Below are 24,451 nucleotides of genomic sequence, written 5' to 3'. Positions count from 1 at the left end.
CGTCAGAAGAATGTCTTGGCGGCGGCTTCGGCATAGGTGCCGATCGGACCGCCGATCAGCACATAGAACAGCACGAAAGCGCCGGAGACACCGAGTACGAGGCGCAATTCACTGGCCATCGGCACGAAGCCGCCGACCGGTTCGTCGAACCACATGATCTTGATGATGCGCAGGTAATAATAGGCGCCCACTACCGAGGCCAGCACGCCGATGATCGCCAGCGCGTAGAGGTTGGCATTGATGGCGGCGAGAAAGACGTACCACTTCCCCCAGAAGCCGGCGAGCGGCGGGATGCCGGCCAGCGAGAACATCAGGATGGTCAGGATCGTCGCCATGATCGGGTTGGTCGAGGACAGGCCTGCCAGGTCGCTGATCTGCTCGACATTGCCTTCCTTGCGCCGCATGGCGAGAATGAAGGCGAAGGTGCCGAGCGTCATCACCAGATAGATCAGCATGTAGATCGCGACGCCGCGCACGCCGGCCTGGCTGTTGGCGGCAAGGCCAACCAGCGCGTAGCCCATGTGGCCGATCGAGGAGTAGGCCATCAGGCGCTTGATGTTGGTCTGGCCGATCGCCGCGAAAGAGCCGAGCGCCATCGAGGCGATGGAGATGAAGACGATGATCTGCTGCCAGTCGGAAGCGATCGGCTTGAACGCGCCCATGGTGACGCGCACGATCAGCGCCATAGCCGCCATTTTGGGTGCCGCCGCCAGGAAAGCCGTCACCGGTGTCGGCGCACCCTCATAGACGTCGGGCGTCCACATGTGGAACGGCACCGCCGAGATCTTGAAGGCGAGGCCGGCCAGCACGAAGACCAGGCCGAAGACGAGGCCAAGCTGGCGCTCTCCGCCGCCCAGCGCCGTCGCGATCTCCTGGAACCCGGTGTTGCCGGTATAACCATAGACCAGGCTGATGCCATAGAGCAGCATGCCCGACGACAGCGCGCCGAGGACGAAGTACTTCAGGCCCGCCTCGGTCGAGCGCAGGTTCTCGCGGTTGATCGCGCACAAGACATAGATCGCCAGCGACTGAAGCTCGAGGCCGAGATAGAGCCCGATCATGCCGTTGGCGGAGATCATCAGCATCATGCCGAGCGTGCACAGAAGGATCAGCACCGGATATTCGAACTTGTCGAACCGCTCCGCCCTGGCGAAGCGCATCGACATGATCAGCGTCACCGCCGAGCCCACCAGCGCCAGCAGCTTCATGAAGCGGGCAAAGGAATCCTGGATGAAGGCATTGCCGTAGGCGCTGCCCTGCCCGGTGGAGAAGATCAGCCAGGCGCCCGATATCACCAGCACGGCAACGGCAAGGCCGGTCACGGTGTTGGCGGTGTTGGCGCGCGAATAGGCCCCGACCATCAGCAGCGCGAGCGCGCCGATGGCAAGGATCAGCTCGGGCGTCGAGAGCGACAGGCTGGAGAGAAGGTCCGGCGTCATGGTTCGCAAAACCCCTGGGTCAGTTCGCCGCCGCGGTCTGCGCGGCGCCGATGGATGCGGTGACATTGGTGACGAGCGACTTGACCGACTGGGCCGTCGCGTCGAAGACGGGAGCGGGATAGACGCCGAAGAAGATGACCAGCACAACCAGCGGATAGATGATCGCCTTCTCGCGTGTCGACAGGTCGAGCAGGCCCTTGAGGCTGTCCTTGGTCAGCGCGCCGAAGATCACCCGGCGGTAGAGCCAAAGCGCGTAGGCGGCCGACAGGATGACGCCGGTGGCAGCGAAGAACGCCACCCAGGTATTGACCCGGAACACGCCGAGCATGGTCAGGAACTCGCCGACGAAGCCTGACGTGCCCGGCAGGCCGACATTGGCCATGGTGAAGATCAGGAACACGGTGGCGTATTTCGGCATGTTGTTGACCAGGCCGCCATAGGCGGCGATCTCACGCGTGTGCATGCGGTCATAGATGACGCCGACGCACAGGAACAGCGCGCCCGAGACCAGGCCGTGGCTGAGCATCTGGAAGATCGCGCCCTGCACGCCTTCCTGGTTCATGGCGAAGATGCCCATGGTCACGAAGCCCATATGGGCGACCGACGAATAGGCGATCAGCTTCTTCATGTCCTCCTGCATCAGCGCCACCAGCGAGGTGTAGATGATGGCGACGACCGAAAGCGCGAAAACCAGCGGCGCGAACATCTCGGACGCCAGCGGGAACATCGGCAAGGAGAACCGCAGGAAGCCGTATCCGCCCATCTTCAGCAGAATGGCCGCCAGGATCACCGAACCTGCCGTCGGCGCCTCGACATGCGCATCGGGCAGCCAGGTGTGCACCGGCCACATCGGCATCTTCACCGCGAAGGAGGCGAAGAAGGCGAGCCACAGCCATGTCTGCATGTTGGCGGGGAAATTGTGCGTCAACAGCGTCGGGATATCGGTCGTGCCGGACTGGTAGAACATCGCCATGATGGCGAGCAGCATTAGCACCGAGCCGGCGAGCGTGTAGAGGAAGAACTTGAACGAGGCATAGACGCGCCGCTTGCCGCCCCAGACGCCGATGATGATGAACATCGGGATCAGGCCGGCTTCGAAGAAGACGTAGAACAGCACGATGTCGAGCGCGCAGAACACGCCGATCATCAGCGTCTCGAGCAGCAGGAAGGCGATCATGTAGGCCTTGACGCGCTTTTCGATCGCTTCCCACGACGCCAGGATGCAGAGCGGCATCAGGAATGTCGTCAGGATGACGAACAGCATCGAAATGCCGTCCACGCCCATATGGTAGGAGATGCCGGAATCGAGCCAGGCGACCTTCTCGACGAACTGGAAGCCGGCTTGCGAATTGTCGAAGCCGGTCCAGATGAACAGCGAGATGATGAAGGTGAACGTCGTCGTCAGCAGCGCGATGGCGCGGATGTTGCGGCGTGCGTTTTCGCTGTCGTCGTTGATGAACAGGATGAGCAGCACACCAACCAGCGGCAGGAAGGTGACCAGCGAGAGAATTGGCCAAGCGGTCATCAGAGCATCATCCAGGTGACGAATGCGGCAACGCCGATCAGCATGGCGAAGGCATAGTGATAGAGATAGCCGGTCTGCAGCTTGACGACGCGGTTGGTGACATCGACGACGCGTGCCGAAATGCCGTCAGGCCCGAGACCATCGATGACGGTGCCGTCGCCGGTCTTCCACAGGAAGGAACCGAGGCGTTTGGCCGGCCGCACAAAGAGGAAGTCATAGAGCTCGTCGAAATACCATTTGTTGAGCAGGAAAGCATAGAGCCCGCGATGCTGGGCGGCCAGATTGACCGGCATTTCCGGCGAGCGGATGTAGAACTTCCACGCCAGCGCCAGGCCGATCAGCATGGCGATGAACGGCGACAGCTCGACCCATAGCGGCAGTTCGTGAATGTCGTGCAGGATGTGATTGTCCGGCAGTGTGAACAGCGACGCCTTCCAGAATTCGGCATAGCCTTCGCCAATGAAGGCACCGTGGAAGATGATGCCGGCAAACAGCGCGCCCGCCGCCAGCACGAACAGCGGCACCAGCATCACCGGCGGCGATTCATGGACATGGTGCATCACCTCATGGCTCGCCCGCGGCCTGCCGTGGAAGGTCATGAAGATCAGCCGCCAGGAATAGAAGGAGGTGAAGCCGGCGGCGATCACCAGCAGCACGAAGGCGAGGCCCGCCACGGAATTATGCCCGGCAAAGGCCGTCTCGATGATGGCATCCTTGGAGAAGAACCCGGCGGTGCCGATGACGGTGACCGGAATGCCGACGCCGGTCAGCGCCAGGGTGCCGATTACCATCATCCAGTAGGTCGTCGGGATCAGCGTCCTCAGGCCGCCCATCTTGCGCATGTCCTGCTCGTCGGAAACCGCATGGATGACCGAGCCCGAGCCGAGGAACAGCAGCGCCTTGAAGAAGGCATGCGTGAACAGGTGGAAGATCGCCGCACCATAGGCGCCGACGCCGAGCGCCACGAACATGTAGCCAAGTTGCGAGCAGGTCGAATAGGCGATGACGCGCTTGATGTCGTTCTGGACGAGGCCGACGGTCGCCGCGAAGAAGGCGGTGAAGGCGCCGATGAAGGTCACCACCGTCAGCGCCGAATGCGACAGCTCGAACAGCGGCGACAGCCGCGCCAGCATGAACACGCCGGCCGTCACCATGGTGGCGGCATGGATGAGCGCCGAGACCGGCGTGGGACCTTCCATGGCGTCCGGCAGCCAGGTGTGCAGCGGCACCTGCGCCGACTTGCCCATGGCACCCATGAACAGCAGCAGGCAGACGATCGTCATCGCTGCCTGCTTATCCAGCGCATAACCGAGGAAGGTCAGCACCGCAGCACCTTGCGGGGCGCCTTCAGCCGGGATGAACGTCGCCGCATTGGCGAAGATGGTGCCGAGATTGACCGAGCCGAACAGCACGAACACGCCGAAGATGCCGAGCGCGAAGCCGAAATCGCCGACGCGGTTGACGACGAAGGCCTTGATGGCCGCGGCGTTGGCCGAGGGCTTCTTGTACCAGAAGCCGATCAGCAGGTAGGACGCCAGGCCCACCCCTTCCCAACCGAAGAACATCTGCACGAGGTTGTCGGCCGTCACCAGCATCAGCATGGCGAAGGTGAACAGCGACAGATAGGCAAAGAAACGCGGCCGGTTCGGATCGTGGTGCATGTAGCCGATCGAGTAGATATGGACCAGCGCCGACACGGTGTTGACCACCACCAGCATGACCACCGTCAGAGTGTCGATCCTGAGCGCCCAGGACGCCTCCAGTCCGCCGGACTGGATCCAGCGCAGCACCGGCACGGTGAACACCTCGCCATGGCCGAAGCCGACGGTGAAGAAAGCAACCCACGACAGCACCGCCGCGATCACCAGGAAGCCGGAGGTGATGTATTCGGACGCCTTGGCGCCGAGCGACGTGCCGAACAGGCCGACGATCAGGAAGCCGAGCAGCGGAAGGAAGACGATGGCCTGGTACATGGTGGTTCCGTCAACCCTTCATCATGTTCACGTCTTCGACCGCGATCGAGCCGCGGTTGCGGAAGAAGACGACGAGAATGGCAAGTCCGATGGCGGCCTCCGCCGCCGCGACCGTCAGCACGAACAGCGCGAACACCTGGCCGACGAGGTCGCCGAGAGCCGCCGAAAAGGCGACGAAATTGATGTTGACCGCAAGCAGGATCAACTCGACCGACATCAGGATGACGATCACGTTCTTACGGTTCAGGAAGATGCCGAACACGCCGAGCGTGAAAAGGATCGCCGATACGGTCAGATAATGTGCGATGCCGACGACCATCTCAGACTCCTTCGCCCGACTTGACCTTGCGGATTTCCATGCCCGTCGCCGCCGTGCGGGCGACCTGGGCTGCGATCGACTGCCGCTTGACCCCTTCCTTGTGGCGCAGCGTCAAAACGATGGCACCGATCATGGCCACCAGCAGCACGAGGCCCGAGATCTGGAAGTAGTAGAGGTAGTCCGTATAGAGGATGTCGCCGAGCGCTGCCGTATTCGAGCGCGCCGCGAGATCGGGAATCGGCTTCGATACCGTCGAGGCGAGCTGCGGCGCGAAGGTATAGCCGCCGAGCACCACGATCAGTTCCGCCGCCAGGATCAGTCCGACCAGCGCGCCGATCGGCGCATATTGCAGAGCGCCCTCCTTCATCTCGGCGAAGTCGACGTCGAGCATCATGACGACGAACAGAAACAGCACCATGACAGCGCCGACATAGACGACGAGCAGGATCATCGCCAGGAACTCGGCGCCCGTCAGCATGAACAGGCCGGCGGCGTTGAAGAAGGTCAGGATCAGGAACAGCACCGAATGCACGGGGTTGCGCGACGAAATGACCATGAACGCCGACGCCACGGCGACAAAGGCGAAGAGGTAGAAAAAGGCCGCCTCTAGTCCACTCAGCATTGGGGTTCCCCCGGGTTCCTGTCCAAACAGGACGTTCGTCCTGTTTGTTGTCTGTGGCTTCGTTCCGCCTCCGGTGCGAAGCCGCGTTGTCCTAGCCCATGTTCCAACCGGGTTGAAAGACCCGGCGCAAAGAAACATGGGCAACTCTGAAGTCCTGAGGGATGACCTTGCCTGAAATGCTTCGGGTCATCCCCGGACAAGGGCCCTCGCCCCTGTCCATGCGATATCAGCGGTACGGTGCGTCCAGCGAGATGTTGCGCGCCAGTTCGCGCTCCCACCGGTCGCCATTCGCCAGCAGCCTATCCTTGTCGTAGTAGAGTTCCTCGCGCGTCTCGGTCGCGAATTCGAAATTCGGCCCCTCGACGATGGCGTCGACCGGGCAGGCTTCCTGGCAGAAGCCGCAATAGATGCACTTCACCATATCGATGTCGTAGCGCACGGTACGGCGCGTGCCGTCGTTGCGGCGCGGGCCGGCCTCGATGGTGATGGCCTGCGCCGGGCAGATCGCCTCGCACAATTTGCAGGCTATGCAGCGTTCCTCGCCATTGGGATAACGGCGCAAGGCATGCTCGCCGCGGAAGCGCGGGCTCACCGGCCCTTTCTCGTGCGGATAATTGATCGTCTCCTTCGGCGCGAAGAACTGGCGCATCGACAAGAAGAAGGCGCTGACGAAATCCTTCAGCAGCAGCGATTTGGCGGCCTGGGACAGAGCGGACATCACGCAAACCCCGTGATCTTGAGGAAGGCGGCGGTCAGCACCACCATGAACAACGAGATCGGCAGGAACACCTTCCAGCCAAGCCGCATCAGTTGGTCGTAGCGGTAACGCGGCACGAACGCCTTCACCATGGAGAACATGAAGAACATCAGGCAGATCTTGAGCACGAACCAGATCACCCCCGGCACCCAGGTGAAGGGCGCGAAGTCGAACGGCGGCAGCCAGCCGCCGAGGAACAGGATGGTGGCCAGCGCGCACATCAGCACGACGGCGACATATTCGCCGAGGAAGAACAGCAGGAACGGCGTCGACGAATATTCGACCATGTGGCCGGCGACCAGTTCCGATTCGGCTTCGACGAGGTCGAAAGGCGGGCGATTCGTCTCGGCTAGCGCCGAGATGAAGAAGATGACGAACATCGGCAACAGCGACAGCCAGTGCCAGTCGAGGAAGGTGTTGGGCAGGCCGAGCCTGGTGCCCAGCCCATCCTGCTGCGACAGCACGATGTCGGACAGGTTGAGCGAGCCGACGCAAAGCAGCACGGTGACGATGACGAAGCCGATCGAGACCTCGTAGGACACCATTTGTGCTGCCGAACGCAGCGCCCCGAGGAACGGATATTTCGAATTGGACGCCCAGCCGCCCATGATCACGCCATAGACCTCGAGCGAGGAGATGGCGAAGACATAGAGGATACCGACATTGACGTTGGCGACGGCCCAGCCCTGGCTGACCGGAATGACCGCCCAGGCTGAGATCGCCAGAACCGCCGATACCAACGGCGCCAAAAGAAACACGCCCTTGTTGGCGCCGGACGGGATCACCGGCTCCTTGAAGACGAACTTCAACAGATCGGCAAAGGCCTGCAGCGTGCCCCAGGGGCCGACGACGTTCGGGCCGCGGCGAAGTTGCACCGCCGCCCAGATCTTGCGGTCGGCATAGAGCAGGTAGGCGACGGCGATGAGAAGCACGACGATCAGCACGACCGACTTCAACACGATGATCAGCGCCGGCAGCACGTAAAAGGAGAAGAAGGTGTCCATGCTTATTCCGCCGCCTGCTTGAAGCCGCTCTTGGCCAGCGCAGAGCACTCCGCCATCACGGCAGAGGCCCGCGCGATCGGGTTGGTCAGGTAGAAGTCCTGGACCGGCGACGTGAACGTGCCCTTGTTCAGCCGTCCGCTGAGCTTCGCCACATTGGCGATATCCTCGGCATTGCCCGCAGCAACCTGGTCGATGCGGGCAAGATGCGGGTACTCGCCGTAGAGTTTAGCGCGCAGCTGCGGCAGTGAATCGAACGGCAACTTCTTGCCCAGTACATCCGACAATGCCCTGATGATGGCCCAATCCTCGCGCGCGTCGCCCGGCGCGAAGCCGGCGCGGTTGGTCTGCTGCACGCGCCCTTCCGTGTTGACATAGGTGCCCGACTTCTCGGTGTAGGCAGCGCCCGGCAGGATGACGTTGGCGCGGTGCGCGCCGGCATCGCCATGGGTGCCCACATAGACCACGAAAGCGCCGCCGGTCTTTGCCATGTCGATTTCGTCGGCGCCCAGCAAGAACAGCACGTCCGTCTCGCCCAGCATGCCGGCGACGTTCCTGCCGCCCTCGCTCGGCACGAAGCCAAGGTCGAGGCCGCCGACGCGTCCAGCCGCATTGTGCAGCACGGCAAAGCCGTTCCAGTCCGCGCGCGCGGCGTTCACGGCCATGGCGAGCTTCGCTGCCTGGCCGAGCACCGCCGCGCCATCGGGGCGTGCCAGCGCGCCCTGGCCGACGATGATGAGCGGATGCGTGGCCTTCTTCAGCACCTGGAAGAACTTGCCATCACCGTCGGCCAGATCCTTGAGCGATTCCGGTCCTGCGCCCAGCAGTTCGTAGTCATAGCGTGTATCCCCGACATCGCCGATGACGCCGACCGGCAGATTGCCGACCCGCCAGCGCTTGCGGATGCGGGCGTTGAGCACCGAGGCTTCGAAGCGCGGATTGGCGCCGATGATCAGCACCGCGTCCGCCTGTTCGATGCCTTCGATGGTGGGGTTGAAAATGTAGCTTGCCCGGCCAAGCGACGGGTCGAGCGCGGCGCCGTCCTGGCGGCAATCCATGTTCTTCGAACCGAGTGCGGCCATCAGGAGCTTCAGCGCGTAGATTTCCTCGACCGCGGCAAGATCGCCCGCTATGGCGCCGATCTTCTCGGGCGTAGTCTTCGACACGGCGTCCTTGATCGCCGTGAAGGCCTCGGCCCAGCTCGCCGGGACCAGCTTACCGTCCTTGCGTACATAGGGCCGGTCGAGACGCTGCGTGCGCAGGCCGTCCCAGATGAAGCGGGTCTTGTCGGAGATCCACTCCTCGTTCACCGCCTCGTTGACGCGCGGCAGGATGCGCATCACCTCGCGGCCGCGGCTGTCGACGCGGATCGCCGAGCCGACGGCATCCATGACGTCGATGGATTCGGTCTTGGTCAGTTCCCACGGCCGTGCCTGGAAGGCGAAAGGCTTGGAGGTCAGCGCGCCGACGGGGCACAGGTCGATGACATTGCCCTGCAGCTCCGAGGTCATCGCCTGCTCGAGATAGGTGGTGATCTCGGCATCCTCGCCGCGGCCGATCAGGCCGAGTTCGGAAATGCCGGCAACCTCGGTGGTGAAGCGAACGCAGCGCGTGCAGTGGATGCAGCGGTTCATCACCGTCTTGACCAGCGGGCCGATATACTTGTCTTCGACCGCGCGCTTGTTCTCGTGATAGCGCGAGGAATCAACGCCGAAGGCCATCGCCTGGTCCTGCAGGTCGCATTCGCCGCCCTGGTCGCAGATCGGGCAATCCAGCGGATGGTTGATCAGCAGGAATTCCATCACGCCTTCCCTGGCCTTCTTGACCATCGGCGTGTTGGTGAAGATTTCCGGCGCTTCTCCGTTCGGACCGGGACGCAGGTCGCGCACGCCCATGGCGCAGGACGCTTGCGGCTTGGGCGGCCCGCCCTTCACCTCGATCAGGCACATGCGGCAATTGCCGGCGATCGACAACCGCTCGTGGAAGCAGAAGCGCGGCACTTCCGCGCCCGCGTCCTCTGCCGCCTGCAGCAGCGTGTAATGGTCGGGTACAGTGATTTCTTTCCCGTCGACCTTGAGCTTTGCCATTCGCCTCAAACCTCTGCGGATTTCCCGCAATCTCATTTCCCGGGCGCGACAGACGCGGCGCCCGGCATTTCACTCACTTCTTCGCGGCCAGCACAGCCGCCTGGGCAATCCAGTCGTCGCGCACGATACGGCCGTTGAACGACAGGTAGTCGTCGACCCAGGCGATCTCTTCGGGTGACCAGTCGGCGATCTGGCGGAACGTCCAGATGCCGAGCCCGTTGAGCACCGTCTCCAGCTTCGGGCCGATGCCCGATATCTTCTTGAGATCCGAAGGCTTCGCCGGCCTGTCCACAGCCTTGGGCTGCCTGAAATCCTCGGGCAGCAGCACATCCGGAAGCTCGTCCGCTGACCGCCCCGCCTGTGCCGCCGGCACCGTGGTGGTGGCCTCCCTGGCGGCAATGTCGGTGACTTCCTGCGCGAAGGACTGCGCCTCCGCAATCAGGGTCTTGGCCGTCGCCCGCGCTCTGGTGGATGAAAGGCTCGCATCCTCGAATTGTTCGACGCGCGCCTCGAAATCCTCGATGAGCGGCTGCATGAGGCGTTGCGACGCCTCGGCTGCGCCCGACAGCGCGCCCAACCAGACGCCGAAAGCGTGGTTGGCGAGCCCAAGTCCCAGAGCCGACATCGCCGCCGCGCCCGCGACAGGGTGCGCCAGAAGGTTGACGGCGCCGGCCATCTCCTTCGGCATCATCCTGGTCAGGTCCTGGTTCATCTTCTCGATCTGGTCCAAATTGGGCATCAATGGGTGGGGTGTCGAATACGGCGCCATAGAATTCTCCTGGTCGTTTCTTCGTTCGCCCCGCCCCGTTCTTCTCGCTCCGGGCTATCGCCCATTCAATGCTTCTCTATTCCGCCGCCACCAACACCGGCTCGGCCCGGTGCGCGTTGCGCGAAAATTCGTCGATGCGCCGCTCCACCTCGCCGCGGAAGTGCCGCATCAGGCCCTGGATCGGCCAAGCGGCCGCGTCGCCCAGCGCGCAAATCGTGTGGCCTTCGACCTGCTTGGTCACGTCGAGCAGCATGTCGATCTCGCGCTTCTGCGCCTCGCCGCGCACCAGCCGCTCCATCACCCGCCACATCCAGCCGGTGCCTTCACGGCACGGCGTGCATTGGCCGCAGCTCTCATGCTTGTAGAAGTAGGACAGCCGCGCGATGGCTTTGACGACATCGGTCGACTTGTCCATGACGATGACGGCCGCCGTGCCGAGGCCGGATTTGAGGTCGCGCAGCGCGTCGAAATCCATCGGCGTATCGATGATCTGCTCGGCCGGCACCAGCGGCACCGAGGCGCCGCCAGGAATGACCGCCAGAAGATTGTCCCAGCCGCCACGGATGCCGCCGCAATGCGTCTCGATCAGCTCGCGGAATGGGATCGACATCGCCTCTTCGACGGTGCACGGATTGTTGACGTGGCCGGAGACGCAGAACAGCTTGGTGCCGACGTTGTTGGGCCGGCCGAAGGATGAGAACCAGGCCGCGCCCCGGCGCAGGATCGTCGGCGCCACCGCGATCGATTCGACGTTGTTGACGGTGGTCGGGCAGCCATAAAGGCCGACATTGGCCGGAAATGGTGGCTTCAGCCTGGGCTGGCCCTTCTTTCCCTCGAGGCTTTCGAGCAGCGCCGTCTCCTCGCCGCAGATATAAGCCCCGGCGCCATGGTGCATATAGACGTCGAAATCGTAGCCTGAAGTGTTGCCCTTGCCGATCAGCTTGGCCTCATAGGCCTCGTCGATGGCACGCTGCAGCGCCTCGCGCTCGCGGATGAACTCGCCGCGCACATAGATATAGGCCGCGACCGCGCCCATGGCGAAGCCGGCGAGCAAGGCGCCTTCGACCAGCGTGTGCGGATCGTTGCGCAGAATGTCGCGGTCCTTGCAGGTACCGGGCTCGGATTCGTCGGCATTGATGACGAGATAGCTCGGCCGGCCGTCACTCTGCTTGGGCATGAACGACCATTTCAAGCCGGTCGGGAAACCGGCGCCGCCGCGGCCGCGCAGGCCCGACGCCTTCATCTCGTTGACGATCCACTCGCGCCCCTTGGCGACGATGCCGGGCGTGTTGTCCCAGGCGCCGCGCGCCATTGCGCCGGCCAGCGACTTGTCGAAGAGGCCGTAGATGTTGGTGAAGATGCGGTCTTTGTCCTGAAGCATTGTTCGTCCCTCAGACCGGCTTCTTGCCGAAGACGCGGATATATTCGGCGACGCCGCCCTTGGCGAGCGCCTTGGCCTGCTTGACCCAGTCGTCTCGCTCGATGCGGCCGCGGAAGGAGAGATAGCTGTCCACCCACTCCCGTTCGGCCTTCTTCCAAGACGCAACCTGGGCGAAGGTGAAGATGCCGAGCGAATGCAGGATGCTCTCGGTCCTCGGGCCGACGCCGGAGATCAGCTTGAGATCGTCGACCAGCGCCGGCCTGGCGATGCCGGCCGGCCGGTTCTTGTCTTCCAACGAAGGCTTGGCCGCTTTGGCGGGAAGCTTGGTTTCCGGCGACTTGAACGCGGAAGCCGGCTCAGCCTTGTTCAGGGGGCCGCTGCGCGGCTTCAAAACTTTCTCGACCTCGGGCGCCGCCTTGTTGGCGTTTGTCGCCGAGTGGCGGGGAGCCGCGACGCTCGCCGCTTTTTCCGTTGCCGACGCGACCTTGGCCGGCGACGGCGTTTTCAGCGCCGGGCTGGTTTCAGCCGCATCGGTTTTCGGCTTGCTGGCATTGGACGGCGCGACAGGGGTGGCGGCCGGCGTTGGCACCGGCGCCGCGATGATCGCGTCGGGTGCCGCCTTGGCGGCCTTGGCGGCTTCCCTGGCCTCCCTGTCACGGGTCGACTTGAGGATCGCCTTCTCGCTTTTCAGCGTCGTGAGGCCGGCGGCCGGCTCCGAGCCGGTGCGGCCGTTCTGCGGCCCCGGCGTCACCGAGGCCCCCTTGCCCGCATCGTAGAGATCAATGATTTCGGCCAGCCGTTCCGGCGTCAGGTCTTCGAACGTGTCCTTGAAGATCATGACCATCGGCGCGTTGACGCAGGCGCCGAGGCATTCGACCTCTTCCCACGACAGCGTTCCCTTGTCGTTGGTGTGGAACTGGTCATGGTGGATCTTGGAGCGGCACACGTCCATCAGCGCTTCCGAGCCGCGCAGCATGCAGGGCGTGGTGCCGCAAACCTGGATGTGCGCCCGCGTGCCGACAGGATTCAGCTGGTACTGCGTGTAGAAGGTCGCGACCTCGAGCCCGCGGATGCGCGGCATGCCGAGCATGTCCGAAATCGTCTCGATCGCGGCCTTGGTGACCCAGCCTTCCTGTTCCTGCGCCAGCATCAGCAGTGGAATGATCGCAGACTGTTCCCGGCCCTTCGGGTACTTCTTGATCCATTGCTTGGCCGCGGCCGCGTTCGCCCGGTTGAAGGCGAAGGATGCTGGCTGGACGCTGGCTTCTGCGAGACGACGGACTGACATTTAGCGATCGACCTCACCAAACACGATGTCGAGGGAGCCGAGGACGGCGGTGACGTCGGCCAGCATGTGACCGCGGCACAGGAAATCCATGGCCTGGAGATGCGCGAAACCGGGCGCGCGCAGCTTGCAGCGATAAGGCTTGTTGGTGCCGTCGGAGACCAGATAGACGCCGAACTCGCCCTTGGGCGCCTCGACCGCCGCATAGACCTCGCCGGCCGGCACGCGGTAGCCCTCGGTGTAGAGCTTGAAGTGGTGGATCAGCGCTTCCATCGAGCGCTTCATCGCCTGGCGCTTTGGCGGCACGACCTTGCCGTCGAGGTTCGACACCGGCCCGGCGCTTTCCTTGCCGAGCAGGAGATCGATGCACTGGCGCATGATCTTCGCCGACTGGCGCATCTCTTCCATGCGCACGAGGTAGCGGTCGAAACAGTCGCCGTTCTTGCCGATCGGAATATCGAAATCGAGCTCCGAATAGCATTCATAGGGCTGCGATCTGCGCAGGTCCCAGGCAGCGCCCGAGCCACGCACCATGACGCCGGAAAAGCCCCAGGCCCAGGCGTCGGCCAGCGAAACCGTGCCGATATCGACATTGCGCTGCTTGAAGATGCGATTGCCGGTCAGCAACTGATCGAGGTCGTCGATCGACTTCAGGAACGGATCGATCCACTTGCCGATGTCCTCGAGCAGCTTCTGCGGCAGGTCCTGGTGGACGCCGCCCGGACGGAAATAGGCGGCATGCATGCGCGAACCCGAGGCGCGCTCATAGAACACCATCAGCTTTTCGCGCTCGACGAAGCCCCACAGAGGCGGCGTCAGCGCGCCGACGTCCAGCGCCTGCGTCGTCACATTGAGGATGTGCGACATGATGCGGCCGATCTCGCAGTAGAGCACGCGGATCAGCTGACCGCGCTTCGGCACCTCGATGCCGAGCAGGCGCTCGGCCGCCAGTGCGAAGGCATGCTCCTGGTTCATCGGCGCGCAATAGTCGAGCCGGTCGAGATAAGGCACTGCCTGCAGGTAGGTTTTGTGCTCGATCAGCTTTTCGGTGCCGCGATGCAAGAGCCCGATATGCGGATCGACACGATCGACCACTTCGCCGTCCAACTCCAGAACCAATCTCAAAACACCATGCGCGGCAGGGTGTTGCGGTCCGAAGTTGATGTTAAAATTGCGGACGGAAGTTTCGGCCATTACTGCTTTGCCTTCTCATCCCCTGGCAGCACGTAATCGGTGCCTTCCCATGGGGACAGAAAATCGAAATTGCGGAATTCCTGCTTCAGTTCCACCGGCTCGTAGATGACGCGCTTGGCTTCGTCGTCGTAACGCACCTCGACGAAGCCGGTCAGCGGGAAATCCTTGCGCAGCGGGTGACCGTCGAAACCGTAATCGGTGAGAATGCGCCGCAGATCGGGGTGACCCGAAAACAGCACGCCATAGAGATCGTAGGTCTCGCGCTCGAACCAGTCGGCGCCGGGATAGACGCCGGTGATCGACGGCACCATCGTCTCCTCGTCGGCCTGCACCTTGATGCGGATACGCACGTTCTGCTTCGGCGACAACAGGTGATAGACGACGTCGAAGCGCTTGGCCCGTGACGGATAATCGGCGCCGCAGACATCGATGACCGAGATGAATTGGCAGCGCGGATCGTCGCGCAGGAAAGTCACCACTTCGATCAGATCGCGCGGTTCGACATGGATGGTGAGTTCGCCATAGGCGAACACTGCTTCATTGACGCGGCCAATCAATTTTTCGCCGAGATAGGTCGACAGTTCGCTCAGGGATGCGGCCATGGATTTACCGTTCGATCGTGCCGGTGCGGCGGATCTTCTTCTGGAGCAGAAGAATGCCATAGAGCAGCGCTTCGGCGCTCGGCGGACAGCCGGGCACATAGATGTCGACCGGCACGATGCGGTCGCAGCCGCGCACCACCGAATAGGAATAGTGGTAATAGCCGCCGCCATTGGCGCAGGAGCCCATCGAGATGACGTAGCGCGGCTCCGGCATCTGGTCGTAGACCTTGCGCAGCGCCGGGGCCATCTTGTTGGTCAGCGTGCCGGCAACGATCATGATGTCGGACTGGCGCGGAGACGCGCGAGGAGCAACACCGAACCGCTCCGAATCGTAGCGCGGCATCGAGGTGTGGATCATCTCGACGGCGCAGCAGGCGAGGCCGAAGGTCATGAACATCAGCGAGCCGCTGCGCGCCCAGGTGATCAGCGCCTCGGTCGAGGTGACGAGAAAGCCCTTGTCGGCGAGTTCGTTGTTGATTTCGAGGAAGAACGGATCATCGGACCCAACCGGCCTGCCGGTATTGGGATCGATCAGACCCTTGGGCTTCGGCGCGACGAGCGTGCCGGAACTGTCGCTCAATCCCATTCGAGCGCTCCTTTTTTCCATTCATAGGCAAAGCCGATGGTCAGCACCGCCAAAAACACCATCATCGACCAGAAACCGAGCATGCCGATTTTCGAGAACGACACCGCCCACGGAAACAGGAAGGCCACTTCCAGGTCGAAGATGATGAACAGGATCGACACCAGGTAGAAGCGGATGTCGAACTTCATACGGGCGTCATCGAACGAGTTGAACCCGCATTCGTAGGCGGAAAGCTTTTCCGGGTCGGGATTGCGATAGGCCACCAGGAACGGCGCCACGATAAGCGCGACGCCGACAGCCGCCGCCACTGCGATAAACAGGACGATGGGCAGGTACGAACTGAGAAGTGCGTTCATGCTGCGGCTTTCCGTTGGCGCCAATCCATTTTGATTACAGCACCAGACCCTATTGCGGAAGCGTGACAGTTTAACCGCTGAACCGTTTTAAGGGGCCTTTGCTGCAACGCGGCGAGGGTTAGCGCAGCGCTTCCGGCGAAGCAAGTCAAACCTTGTTCAAAACACTGGCCTGGACGGCATAAGGGAAGAAACTGGTCCGATCCGCTCCTGTTTGATTTCCTTCGCTTTTTACTCCACTTTTCTCTCCTGACAGAGTTGCCGCCAAAACCCTGCTAGCATGGCCGGAATCAACTGTCCGAACGACGCTCAACAAGCCATCAGAGTCGCATCCGAATGAAGGAAAAGATCTCGCTTGCCACGGCCCGGCGTATCGCGCTCGCCGCCCAAGGGTTCACTGATCCCCGCCCCGCCGGCACGCCCGACCGACGCCACTTCGCCCGCGTGCTCTCGCGTACCGGCCTGCTGCAGATCGATTCCGTCAGCGCGGTGGTGCGCGCTCATTACATGCCGCTCTATTCGCGCCTTGGTCCCTACCCGTTCGCCTTGCTCGACAACGCCGCCGTCACGCGCAAGCGCACGGTTTTCGAATACTGGGCGCACGAGGCTTCCTTCCTGCCGGTCGAGACCTATCCGTTGATGCGTTGGCGCATGCAGCGCGCCGAGCGTGGCGATGAAATGTATCTGGGCCTGGCCAAATGGGGCCGCGAGCACGCCGCCTATATAGAAGAGATCTACCGCGAGGTCGCGGAGCGCGGCCCGATCGCCGCCTCCGCGCTCGAAGGCCAGAAAGGATCCGGCGGCTGGTGGGGCTGGAGCCACGCCAAGCATGCCTTCGAATGGCTGTTCTGGGCAGGACGCATCACCACCGCGCACCGCCGTGGCTTCGAACGCTTCTATGATTTGCCCGAGCGCGTACTGCCGCAGGCGATCCTCGATCTGCCGGTGCCGTCTGCCGAGGATGCGCATCGGGAATTGCTGCGGATATCCGCCCGCGCTCATGGCGTCGCGACAGCAAGCGACCTGCGCGACTATTTCCGCCTGTCGCCGGCCGACATGAAGGGCCGGCTGGAGGAGCTGGTTGAAACAGGCGAGCTGGTGCCGATGCGTGTCGAGGGCTGGAACAAACCGGCTTACCTCCATAAGGAGGCCCGTATTCCACGAAAAATCGAGGCCCGCGCCTTGCTGGCGCCGTTCGATCCGGTCGTTTTCGAGCGCTCGCGCACGGAGCGGCTGTTCGATTTCCACTACCGCATAGAAATCTACACCCCTGCCGAAAAGCGGCAATACGGCTATTACGTCCTGCCGTTCCTGCTCGGCGATAGGATCGTGGCGCGCGTCGACCTCAAGGCCGACCGGCCGGCCAGCGTGCTACGCGTCCACGCGGCCTATGCCGAGCCCAGCGCGCCGCCTGAAACCGCCGCGCAACTCTTCCAGGAATTGACGCAGATGCAGCGCTGGCTCGGCCTCGAACGGATCGAGGTTACGCCCGCCGGCGACCTTGGGCAACCGCTCGCCGACATTGCCGTGTCGTAGACGCGCGTTGACACCGCCGCCTGCAAGAGCCTAAATCCCATCCAGACGGTCTCCTCTCGGCAAAGGGAGGAGCCAAGAGGGAATGCGGTGCGAAATCTCGATTTCAAATCCGCGGCTGTCCCCGCAACTGTAAGCGACGAGCCAAGGCCGAAAACCACTGGGACGGTCCCGGGAAGGCGGCACGAAGGCGATGACCCGCGAGCCAGGAGACCTGCCGTCTGAGACATAAGAATCCGATCGCCCGGCGGGTTTTCCGGGCAAGGAGCCCGATTTGGAACGCGACAGCAGTTTCCCGGCTGAAACAGCGGACATTTTGTCTTGCGATAGCGACTTGTCTGGCGATAGCGACGCCTTGGCCGGCGTCACTGTCATCGTCTGCGCTTCCTGCCGCGACGAGACCGGTTCCGATGCCCATCCCCGCGCCGGGGAAGTTTTGGCTCAAGATACGCGCCAAGCCGCAACGGCCGACAATGTCCGCGTCCGCACCGTCGAATGCCTCGGCAACTGCAAGCGCCGCCTCAGTGCCGCGATTCTTCGTGACGGCTGCTGGAGTTATGTCTTCGGCGACCTGAACATCGCCAGCGGCGCCGATCTCGTCACCGGCGCGAAACTCTTCGCCGCTTCGACCGACGGCCTCATTCCGTGGCGTGGTCGCCCGGATTCCCTCAAGCGCGGCCTCGTCGCCCGCATTCCTCCCCTCGACATGCTGAAGGACTGATCATGACCGCCGCAGTTTCCGCCGCCACTCTCTCCCGCGTCCCCTGTACCGTCGTCACCGGCTTCCTGGGTGCCGGCAAGACCACGCTGGTCCGCCATCTCCTGGAAAACGCGGGCGGCAAGCGTATCGCCATCATCGTCAACGAATTCGGCGACATCGGCATTGACGGCGAGATCCTCAAGGGCTGCGGCATCGACACCTGCCCGGAGGAAAACATCGTCGAACTGGCCAATGGCTGCATCTGCTGCACCGTCGCCGACGATTTCGTCCCGGCGCTCGACCAGATCCTGTCGCTGACGCCGAAGGTCGACCACATCCTGATCGAAACCTCGGGTTTGGCTCTGCCCAAGCCGCTGGTCCAGGCCTTCCAGTGGCCGACGGTGAAGAGCCGGGTGACAGTCGACGGCGTGATCGCCGTGGTCGACGGTCCGGCATTGGCCGAGGGGCGCGTCGCCAACGACATGGACGCCCTGCAGGCGCAACGCGCGCAGGACCAGACACTGGACCACGACGACCCCGTCGAGGAGGTGTTCGAGGACCAGATCGCCTGCGCCGACCTCATCATCCTGTCGAAGAGCGACCTGATGGATGCCGCAGGTTCGGCTCGCGCCAACGCCATCATTGGCGAACACTCCGCCCGCGCCGTGAAGGTCGTGCCGACGGCTCACGGCAAGGTTGATCCGTCCGTGCTGCTCGGGCTAGGCCTCGCCGTCGAGGACGACATCGAGAACCGCAAGTCCCATCATGACGGCGCTTTCGACCACGAGCACGACGACTTCGATACGTTCATCGTCGACATCCCCTCGATCGCCAACCCGGACGACTTGGCAAAGCGCGTCGCCACCGCCGCCGAACAGGAAAACGTGCTGCGGGTGAAAGGCTTCGTCGAGGTCGGCGGCAAGCCGATGCGGCTTTTGCTCCAGGCCGTTGGTCCGCGCGTCAATCATTACTACGACCGCGCCTGGACGGCTGACGACGACCGCCGCTCGCGCCTGGTCGTCATCGGCCTCAAGGGGCTGAACCGCCCGGCGATCGAGCATATCCTCGCCGGCTGAGGCAACACCGACCGCGATGCACATCCTCACCACCACATCCGCCTCGCTCGACGATCTCGCCGAGCCGGTCGATCTGCGGCAGACGCCGGCGGAAATGGTGGCGCTGTCCTTCACGGACAGCGACCTGGCCGGACTGGCAGCGGCCTGGAAAGGCGACGCCGATCGGCTGCCCACGATGCGGCTGGCCGCGCTGCGCGACCTGCGCCACCCCATGTCCGTCGACCTCTGGATCGACAGCGTCGCCCGTCACGCCAAAGTCATTCTGGTGCGTATTCTCGGCGGTTACGAGTGGTGGCGCTACGGCTGCGACCAGTTGGCCGTGGTTGCCCGTGAGCGCGGCATAAAGCTGGCACTGCTTCCCGGTGAAAGCCACGACGAGGATATCAGGCTGATCGAAGCCTCGACGCTGCCGCGCGAGGAACTGGACGGGCTGCTCAATTATTTCCGCCAGGGCGGCCCGGCCAATATGAGCGCGCTGGTGCGCAGGCTGGCGCGGTTGGCGGGGTCTGATGGCGAGATTGCCGAGCCGGTAAGCGTGCCGAAAGCCGGGTTTTATGAGCCGGGGCGCGGAGTCGTGGAGAAGCCGGACTTATCGAATGTTGACGATCCTTCACACCCCCCTCTGTCCGGCAGGACATCTCCTCCGCAAGGGGGGAGATCGGCTGTCATCAAGGCCGGCTCCTCTTCTGTCCCCTTGGACAGGGATTTATCTCGACCATCCGCGATAGGCGAAATCGTCGATGAAAGAGCAATCTCCCCCCTTGCGGGGGAGATGTCCGGTAGGACAGAGGGGGGTGTGACGGAACTCGACGCCGGCAACGTCAACCCACCCGTGATTCCCATCCTCTTCTACCGCTCGATGCTGCTCGCCGCCGATGTCGCGCCCATCGACGCACTTTTCGAAGCCTTGCGGCAGCGCGACATGCTCCCCGTCCCCATCTTCGTCTCCAGCCTGAAAGACCCGGCATCCCTGGCGTTTGTTGAAACCGCGATTGCCCAGCTCAAGCCCGCCGCCATCATCACCGCGACCGCTTTCGCGTCCGGCGCCGAACCCGGCGTCGAAACCCTGTTCGACCGCGCCGGCGTTCCCGTCTTCCAGGTCATCGTCGCCACCACCCGCCGCGACGTATGGGAGAAGAACCAGCGCGGGCTGGCGCCCGCCGACCTCGCCATGCATGTCGTTCTGCCCGAACTGGACGGCCGCATCCTCGCCGGCGCCGTTTCGTTCAAGGGCGAAAGCGAGACCGACCCGGCGCTCGGCCACCGCGCCTTTGCCAACCGGCCGGAGCCCGATCGCGTCGAACAGGTGGCGGACCGGGTCGCGGCCTTCATCAGCCTTCGGGAAACGCCGCGCGCGGGACGCAAGCTCGCCATTCTGATCCCTGATTATCCGAGCGCTCCCGGCCGCACCGGCTATGCGGTCGGGTTGGATGTGCCATCGAGCGTGCTGGCGATGCTGCACGACCTCGAGGAACAGGGCTATGTAGTTGAGGGAATTCCCCAAACGTCGCGTGCGTTGCTGGATTTGCTGGAGCGCAGCAAGGCTGGGTTGGAGTTGGATGAGTACCTTGCCTTCTCAACGGAATTGCCGGGCGCAGCAATTGCTGCCGTAGAAGCAGCTTGGGGCAAAGCCGAAGGCGAGACAGGTTTGCGCGAGGCACCCCCCTCTGTCCTGCCGGACATCTTCCCCGCAAGGGGGGAGATTGGCAGTTTCGACGCTGGAGCTACTCTTGCAACGTTGGAGATTGGCGAAGACAGAGATGACGGCGTAATCTCCCCCCTTGCGGGGAAGATGTCCGGCAGGACAGAGGGGGGTGTTCAAGCGCTGCCCGCCGCCAAATTCCCCTTCCGCGCCGCGACCTTCGGCAACATCACCGTGGCGCTGGCTCCAGACCGCGGCCGCTCGGCCGACCGCCGCGCCGACTATCACGACCCGACGCTGCCGCCGCGCCATGCGTTGCTCGCCTTCGGCCTGTGGCTGCGCAAATTGCTCGGCGTCCATGCGCTCATCCATGTTGGCGCGCATGGCACGCTGGAATGGCTGCCGGGCAAGACGGTTGCGCTTTCGCAAAGCTGCTTCCCCGAGATCGTCACCGGTCCCCTGCCCGTCATCTATCCCTTTATCGTCTCCAATCCCGGCGAGGCGGCGCAGGCGAAGCGGCGGATCGCCGCCGTCACGCTCGGCCATCTGCCGCCGCCGCTGACCGGCGCCGGATTGGACGAGAACCAGCACAGGCTCGAACGGCTGGTCGATGAATACGCCCAGGCTGACGGTCTCGACCGCCGCCGCCGCGACCGTCTGGCCAGTCTGATCGTCGAAACCGCGCAGACCACGGGCCTCGCCGCGGAGGCCGGCGTTGCCCGCACCGACGCGCCGGACGAGGCCCTGCGCCGCATCGATGCCTGGCTCTGCGACCTGAAGGATTTCGCTATCAAGGATGGGCTGCATGTCTACGGCCGCGCGCCCGACGAAGAGCCCGACCTTATGCGCCGGCAAAGCGCCGAGGCCGAAAAGGCCGCCCTTCTTGCCGCGCTCGACGGTCGTCATGTCACCGCGGGCCCGGCCGGCGCGCCCGCGCGCGGGCGTTCCCACGTTCTGCCCACCGGCCGCAACCTGTTCACGTCGGACCCGCGCGCCATGCCGACGCCGACGGCTTACGACATCGGCAAGGCTGCCGCCGAGGAAATGGTGCGCGCCTATATGCAATCGCATGGCGACTGGCCGCGCTCGCTGATCATCGACCTCTGGGGTTCGGCGTCTTTGCGCACCGGCGGCGAGGAGATCGCGCAGGGGCTTTCGCTGATGGGCTGCCGCCCGCAATGGGATGCCGCCACAGGCCGCGTCACCGGCATCGAGGTGTTGGCGCCGGCAGCGCTTGGCCGCCCGCGCGTCGACGTCACCTGGCGCATATCGGGCCTGTTCCGCGACATGTTCCCGACCCAGATCGCGCTGATCGATGCCGCTGCCAACGCCGTTGCCGCGCGCGACGAGGACGATTCGGAAAATCCGCTCGCCGCAAGGACCCGCGCCGAGGGCAAGATCAGCCCGCGCATCTTTGGCACCTCGCCTGGCACTTACGGCGCTGGCGTCGAGGAAATCCTGTCGAGCGGCGACTGGGCGGCGCGCGAGGAAATCGGCCGCGCCTATCTCGATGCCACATCGCATGCCTATGGCGGCGCCGGCGGTGAAGGGATCGCCGCGCCCGGCGCTTTCGAGAACCGCATCGCCGAAGCCGATCTTCTCGTCCACACCGGCGACGATCCCGGCCGCGACATCCTCGAAGGCTCGGCCGATGTCGCTTTCATCGGCGGCTTCTCGGCCGCCCTTGCAGCGCTTGGCAGGAATGCCGACGTCATCGTGCTCGACACGACCGACCCGCAGAGGCCGAAGCCGCGTTCACTTAGTGAGGCCGTGACGCGCGTCGTGCGCGCCCGCGCTGTCAACGCCCGCTTCATAGCGGGCCAGATGCGCCACGGCCCGCGCGGCGCCTCGGAATTCGCCGAAACCGTCGACCGGCTGGTTGGCTTCGCCGAAACCACGCAGGCCATACCGGGCGCGCTGATAGACGCCGTGCACGATGCCTATCTCGGCGATGCGGACGTCCGCGCCTTCATCCTGCGCGAAAACCCGGCCGCCGCAAAAGCCATTGCCGAACGCCTCCTGTCGGCGCGACGGCGGGGCCTCTGGCATCCCTTGCGCAATTCGATCGACGACGACCTCGCGGCACTGATTGCCGAGGCACGGGAGTTGGCGGCATGAACGCCTACTCCCGCCGCGGCGCCTGCCCGGCCCTTTCGGCGCCGATGCAGACCGGCGACGGCCTGCTGGTGCGGCTCAACCCGGTCGCCGGAGGCCCATCTTCTGGCGGATTGTCGCCGAAGCTTCTGATCGGGCTGGCAGAATCCGCCCTGCGGCACGGCAACGGCATCATGGAAGTGACAGCGCGCGGCAGCTTGCAAATACGCGGATTGACCACGCAAAGTGCAACCCTGCTGGCGAAGGAAGTCGATGCGCTGGGCATTGTGGTCCGCACTGGCGTACCAGTGGAGACCGGACCACTGGCCGGCATCGATCCGCAGGAGATCGCCGACCCCAGGCCGCTGGCTGATCGGATCAGGGAAGCGGTCGAGGACGCCGGGCTGACGCAGCGGCTCGGGCCGAAGGTTTCGGTCGTTGTCGACGGTGGCGGGCAACTCACGATGGATGCTGTGACGGCCGACGTGCGGCTGAAGGCGGCGAGCACCGAGGCGGGAATCCGCTGGCGGGTGTCGGTTGCCGGTGACGGGCGGAATGCAAGGCTGCTCGCGGTTGCTGATGAAGGTGTGGCTCGTGATATAGCCGTCGCGGCTCTAAGGATGATCGCCGAGAAAGGCCGCGATGCTCACGCAAGGGATTTGTCGGAGCGGCAGTTGGTGTCTCTGGCGGGTTGGCTATGCCTGACAAGTTTGCGCGAGGCGCCCCCCTCTGTCCTGCCGGACATCTCCCCCTCAAGGGGGGAGATTACGTGGTCACCGACGGTTTCGCCAATTTCCGGTGCTGCTAAAGAAAAGCCGACGTCGAAGCCGCCGATCTCCCCCCTCGAGGGGGAGATGTCCGGCAGGACAGAGGGGGGCGCCTCGCGCAGACCTATCGGCCTTTTCCCCTTAGCCGGCGACGTCCCCACTCTCGGCATCGGTCTCCCCTACGGCAGCATGCCCGCCGAAAGGCTCATCGCCCTCGCTCAAAGCGCTCTCACCCTCGGGACGTCGGAAATCCGCCTCGCCCCGGGCCGCGCCCTGCTCTTCCTCGGCCAGCCACCAGCCGCCAATCCTTCCCTCCAGCAAACAGCCGCCACCCTCGGCTTCGTCACCGCCCCCACCGACCCGCGCACGCGCATCGCTGCTTGTCCCGGCGCGCCGGCTTGCGCCTCGGGTCGCATCGCCACGCGCGACATTGCCGAGGCGATCGCCACCGAAAACGCCGATAGTCTTGACTTCACCTTGCATGTTTCTGGCTGCGCCAAGGGTTGCGCGCATCCCGGCCCAGCGGCGCTGACCGTGGTCGGCGGCGAAAATGGAGCCGGACTTGTCGTGAACGCGACGGCAAAGGCCCTTCCTGCCGGTTACAGGCCGGGCTATGACGCCGCGCGCGGCATCGGCCGCGTCGCGGCGGCAATCCGCAGCGCACGCTATCAGGGCGAGACCGCCGCCGCCTGCCTGACGAGGCTGGGGCCGGCCGACATCGCAGAGGCTTATCGACAGGAATGACA

20 protein-coding genes and 1 riboswitch are annotated in these 24,451 nt (G+C 64.0%); of the genes, 5 read left to right on the top strand and 15 right to left on the bottom strand.

The annotated features are described in order from the left end of the window. Positions 1 to 2 precede the first annotated feature (2 nt). The 15 genes from nuoN to FJ972_RS15185 all read right to left on the bottom strand — a co-directional run bounded on the left by nuoN (position 3) and on the right by FJ972_RS15185 (position 15,896). Positions 3 to 1,439 (bottom strand): NADH-quinone oxidoreductase subunit NuoN, encoded by a 1,437-nt coding sequence (nuoN, locus tag FJ972_RS15255; protein WP_140495588.1) that lies wholly within the window; start codon positions 1,437 to 1,439, stop codon positions 3 to 5. 19 nt (positions 1,440 to 1,458) lie between these two features. Further along, positions 1,459 to 2,964, bottom strand: coding sequence for an NADH-quinone oxidoreductase subunit M (locus FJ972_RS15250; RefSeq protein WP_140521140.1), 1,506 nt, complete (start codon positions 2,962 to 2,964; stop codon positions 1,459 to 1,461). Next, a complete protein-coding gene (nuoL, locus tag FJ972_RS15245; protein ID WP_140516407.1) occupies positions 2,964 to 4,937 on the bottom strand; it encodes an NADH-quinone oxidoreductase subunit L in 1,974 nt (657 codons plus the stop codon). Before nuoL ends, FJ972_RS15250 begins: the two co-directional genes overlap by 1 nt. Before the next feature lie 10 nt (positions 4,938 to 4,947). Next, positions 4,948 to 5,256, bottom strand: coding sequence for an NADH-quinone oxidoreductase subunit NuoK (gene nuoK / locus FJ972_RS15240; RefSeq protein ID WP_019858930.1), 309 nt, complete (start codon positions 5,254 to 5,256; stop codon positions 4,948 to 4,950). A gap of 1 nt (position 5,257) precedes the next feature. Continuing rightward, the gene (locus FJ972_RS15235) at positions 5,258 to 5,878 is read right to left on the bottom strand and encodes an NADH-quinone oxidoreductase subunit J (RefSeq protein WP_140495585.1); all 621 of its coding nucleotides are present in this window, start codon (positions 5,876 to 5,878) and stop codon (positions 5,258 to 5,260) included. A 226-nt stretch (positions 5,879 to 6,104) separates the two neighbouring features. Beyond that, positions 6,105 to 6,596 (bottom strand): NADH-quinone oxidoreductase subunit NuoI, encoded by a 492-nt coding sequence (gene nuoI, locus FJ972_RS15230; protein ID WP_140495584.1) that lies wholly within the window; start codon positions 6,594 to 6,596, stop codon positions 6,105 to 6,107. Continuing rightward, entirely contained in the window at positions 6,596 to 7,639 is a 1,044-nt protein-coding gene (nuoH, locus tag FJ972_RS15225; RefSeq protein WP_140495583.1) for an NADH-quinone oxidoreductase subunit NuoH, read from the bottom strand. The genes nuoI and nuoH overlap by 1 nt, the downstream gene beginning before the upstream one ends. A gap of 2 nt (positions 7,640 to 7,641) precedes the next feature. Continuing rightward, positions 7,642 to 9,723, bottom strand: a complete 2,082-nt coding sequence (nuoG, locus tag FJ972_RS15220) for an NADH-quinone oxidoreductase subunit NuoG (protein WP_140521141.1) — start codon at positions 9,721 to 9,723, stop codon at positions 7,642 to 7,644. Between the two features lie 73 nt (positions 9,724 to 9,796). After that, positions 9,797 to 10,492 carry an NADH-ubiquinone dehydrogenase gene (locus FJ972_RS15215; protein ID WP_140521142.1) on the bottom strand — a complete coding sequence of 232 codons (696 nt, stop codon included), beginning with the start codon at positions 10,490 to 10,492 and terminating at the stop codon, positions 9,797 to 9,799. A gap of 76 nt (positions 10,493 to 10,568) precedes the next feature. Beyond that, positions 10,569 to 11,873 (bottom strand): NADH-quinone oxidoreductase subunit NuoF, encoded by a 1,305-nt coding sequence (nuoF, locus tag FJ972_RS15210; protein ID WP_140521143.1) that lies wholly within the window; start codon positions 11,871 to 11,873, stop codon positions 10,569 to 10,571. A gap of 10 nt (positions 11,874 to 11,883) precedes the next feature. Continuing rightward, positions 11,884 to 13,161 carry an NADH-quinone oxidoreductase subunit E gene (locus FJ972_RS15205; RefSeq protein WP_140495579.1) on the bottom strand — a complete coding sequence of 426 codons (1,278 nt, stop codon included), beginning with the start codon at positions 13,159 to 13,161 and terminating at the stop codon, positions 11,884 to 11,886. After that, complete coding sequence (locus tag FJ972_RS15200; protein WP_140495578.1) at positions 13,162 to 14,352, bottom strand: NADH-quinone oxidoreductase subunit D; 1,191 nt, start codon at positions 14,350 to 14,352, stop codon at positions 13,162 to 13,164. Continuing rightward, a complete protein-coding gene (locus FJ972_RS15195; protein ID WP_140495577.1) occupies positions 14,352 to 14,954 on the bottom strand; it encodes an NADH-quinone oxidoreductase subunit C in 603 nt (200 codons plus the stop codon). The genes FJ972_RS15200 and FJ972_RS15195 overlap by 1 nt, the downstream gene beginning before the upstream one ends. Before the next feature lie 4 nt (positions 14,955 to 14,958). Beyond that, positions 14,959 to 15,540, bottom strand: a complete 582-nt coding sequence (locus FJ972_RS15190) for a NuoB/complex I 20 kDa subunit family protein (protein ID WP_140495576.1) — start codon at positions 15,538 to 15,540, stop codon at positions 14,959 to 14,961. Continuing rightward, positions 15,531 to 15,896, bottom strand: coding sequence for an NADH-quinone oxidoreductase subunit A (locus tag FJ972_RS15185; RefSeq protein WP_140495575.1), 366 nt, complete (start codon positions 15,894 to 15,896; stop codon positions 15,531 to 15,533). The genes FJ972_RS15190 and FJ972_RS15185 overlap by 10 nt, the downstream gene beginning before the upstream one ends. Positions 15,897 to 16,229: 333 nt before the next feature. Between FJ972_RS15185 and FJ972_RS15180 the strand changes: the two genes are divergently transcribed. From FJ972_RS15180 to cobG, 5 genes are all read left to right on the top strand, one after another. After that, positions 16,230 to 17,429, top strand: a complete 1,200-nt coding sequence (locus FJ972_RS15180) for a winged helix-turn-helix domain-containing protein (protein ID WP_140521144.1) — start codon at positions 16,230 to 16,232, stop codon at positions 17,427 to 17,429. Positions 17,430 to 17,458: 29 nt separating this feature from the next. Then, positions 17,459 to 17,663, top strand: a riboswitch (cobalamin riboswitch). 37 nt (positions 17,664 to 17,700) lie between these two features. After that, positions 17,701 to 18,147, top strand: coding sequence for a DUF1636 family protein (locus FJ972_RS15175; RefSeq protein WP_140521145.1), 447 nt, complete (start codon positions 17,701 to 17,703; stop codon positions 18,145 to 18,147). 2 nt (positions 18,148 to 18,149) lie between these two features. Continuing rightward, on the top strand, positions 18,150 to 19,202 hold the full coding sequence (cobW, locus tag FJ972_RS15170; RefSeq protein WP_140495572.1) for a cobalamin biosynthesis protein CobW: 1,053 nt from the start codon (positions 18,150 to 18,152) through the stop codon (positions 19,200 to 19,202). Between the two features lie 16 nt (positions 19,203 to 19,218). Beyond that, a complete protein-coding gene (locus tag FJ972_RS15165; RefSeq protein WP_226880281.1) occupies positions 19,219 to 22,962 on the top strand; it encodes a cobaltochelatase subunit CobN in 3,744 nt (1,247 codons plus the stop codon). After that, a complete protein-coding gene (gene cobG, locus FJ972_RS15160; RefSeq protein WP_140521147.1) occupies positions 22,959 to 24,449 on the top strand; it encodes a precorrin-3B synthase in 1,491 nt (496 codons plus the stop codon). Before FJ972_RS15165 ends, cobG begins: the two co-directional genes overlap by 4 nt. Positions 24,450 to 24,451: the final 2 nt, after the last annotated feature.

The organism is Mesorhizobium sp. B2-1-1 (assembly GCF_006442975.2).
In the GTDB taxonomy this organism is placed as follows: domain Bacteria; phylum Pseudomonadota; class Alphaproteobacteria; order Rhizobiales; family Rhizobiaceae; genus Mesorhizobium.
This window is presented reverse-complemented; position numbering and strand designations above follow the sequence as displayed.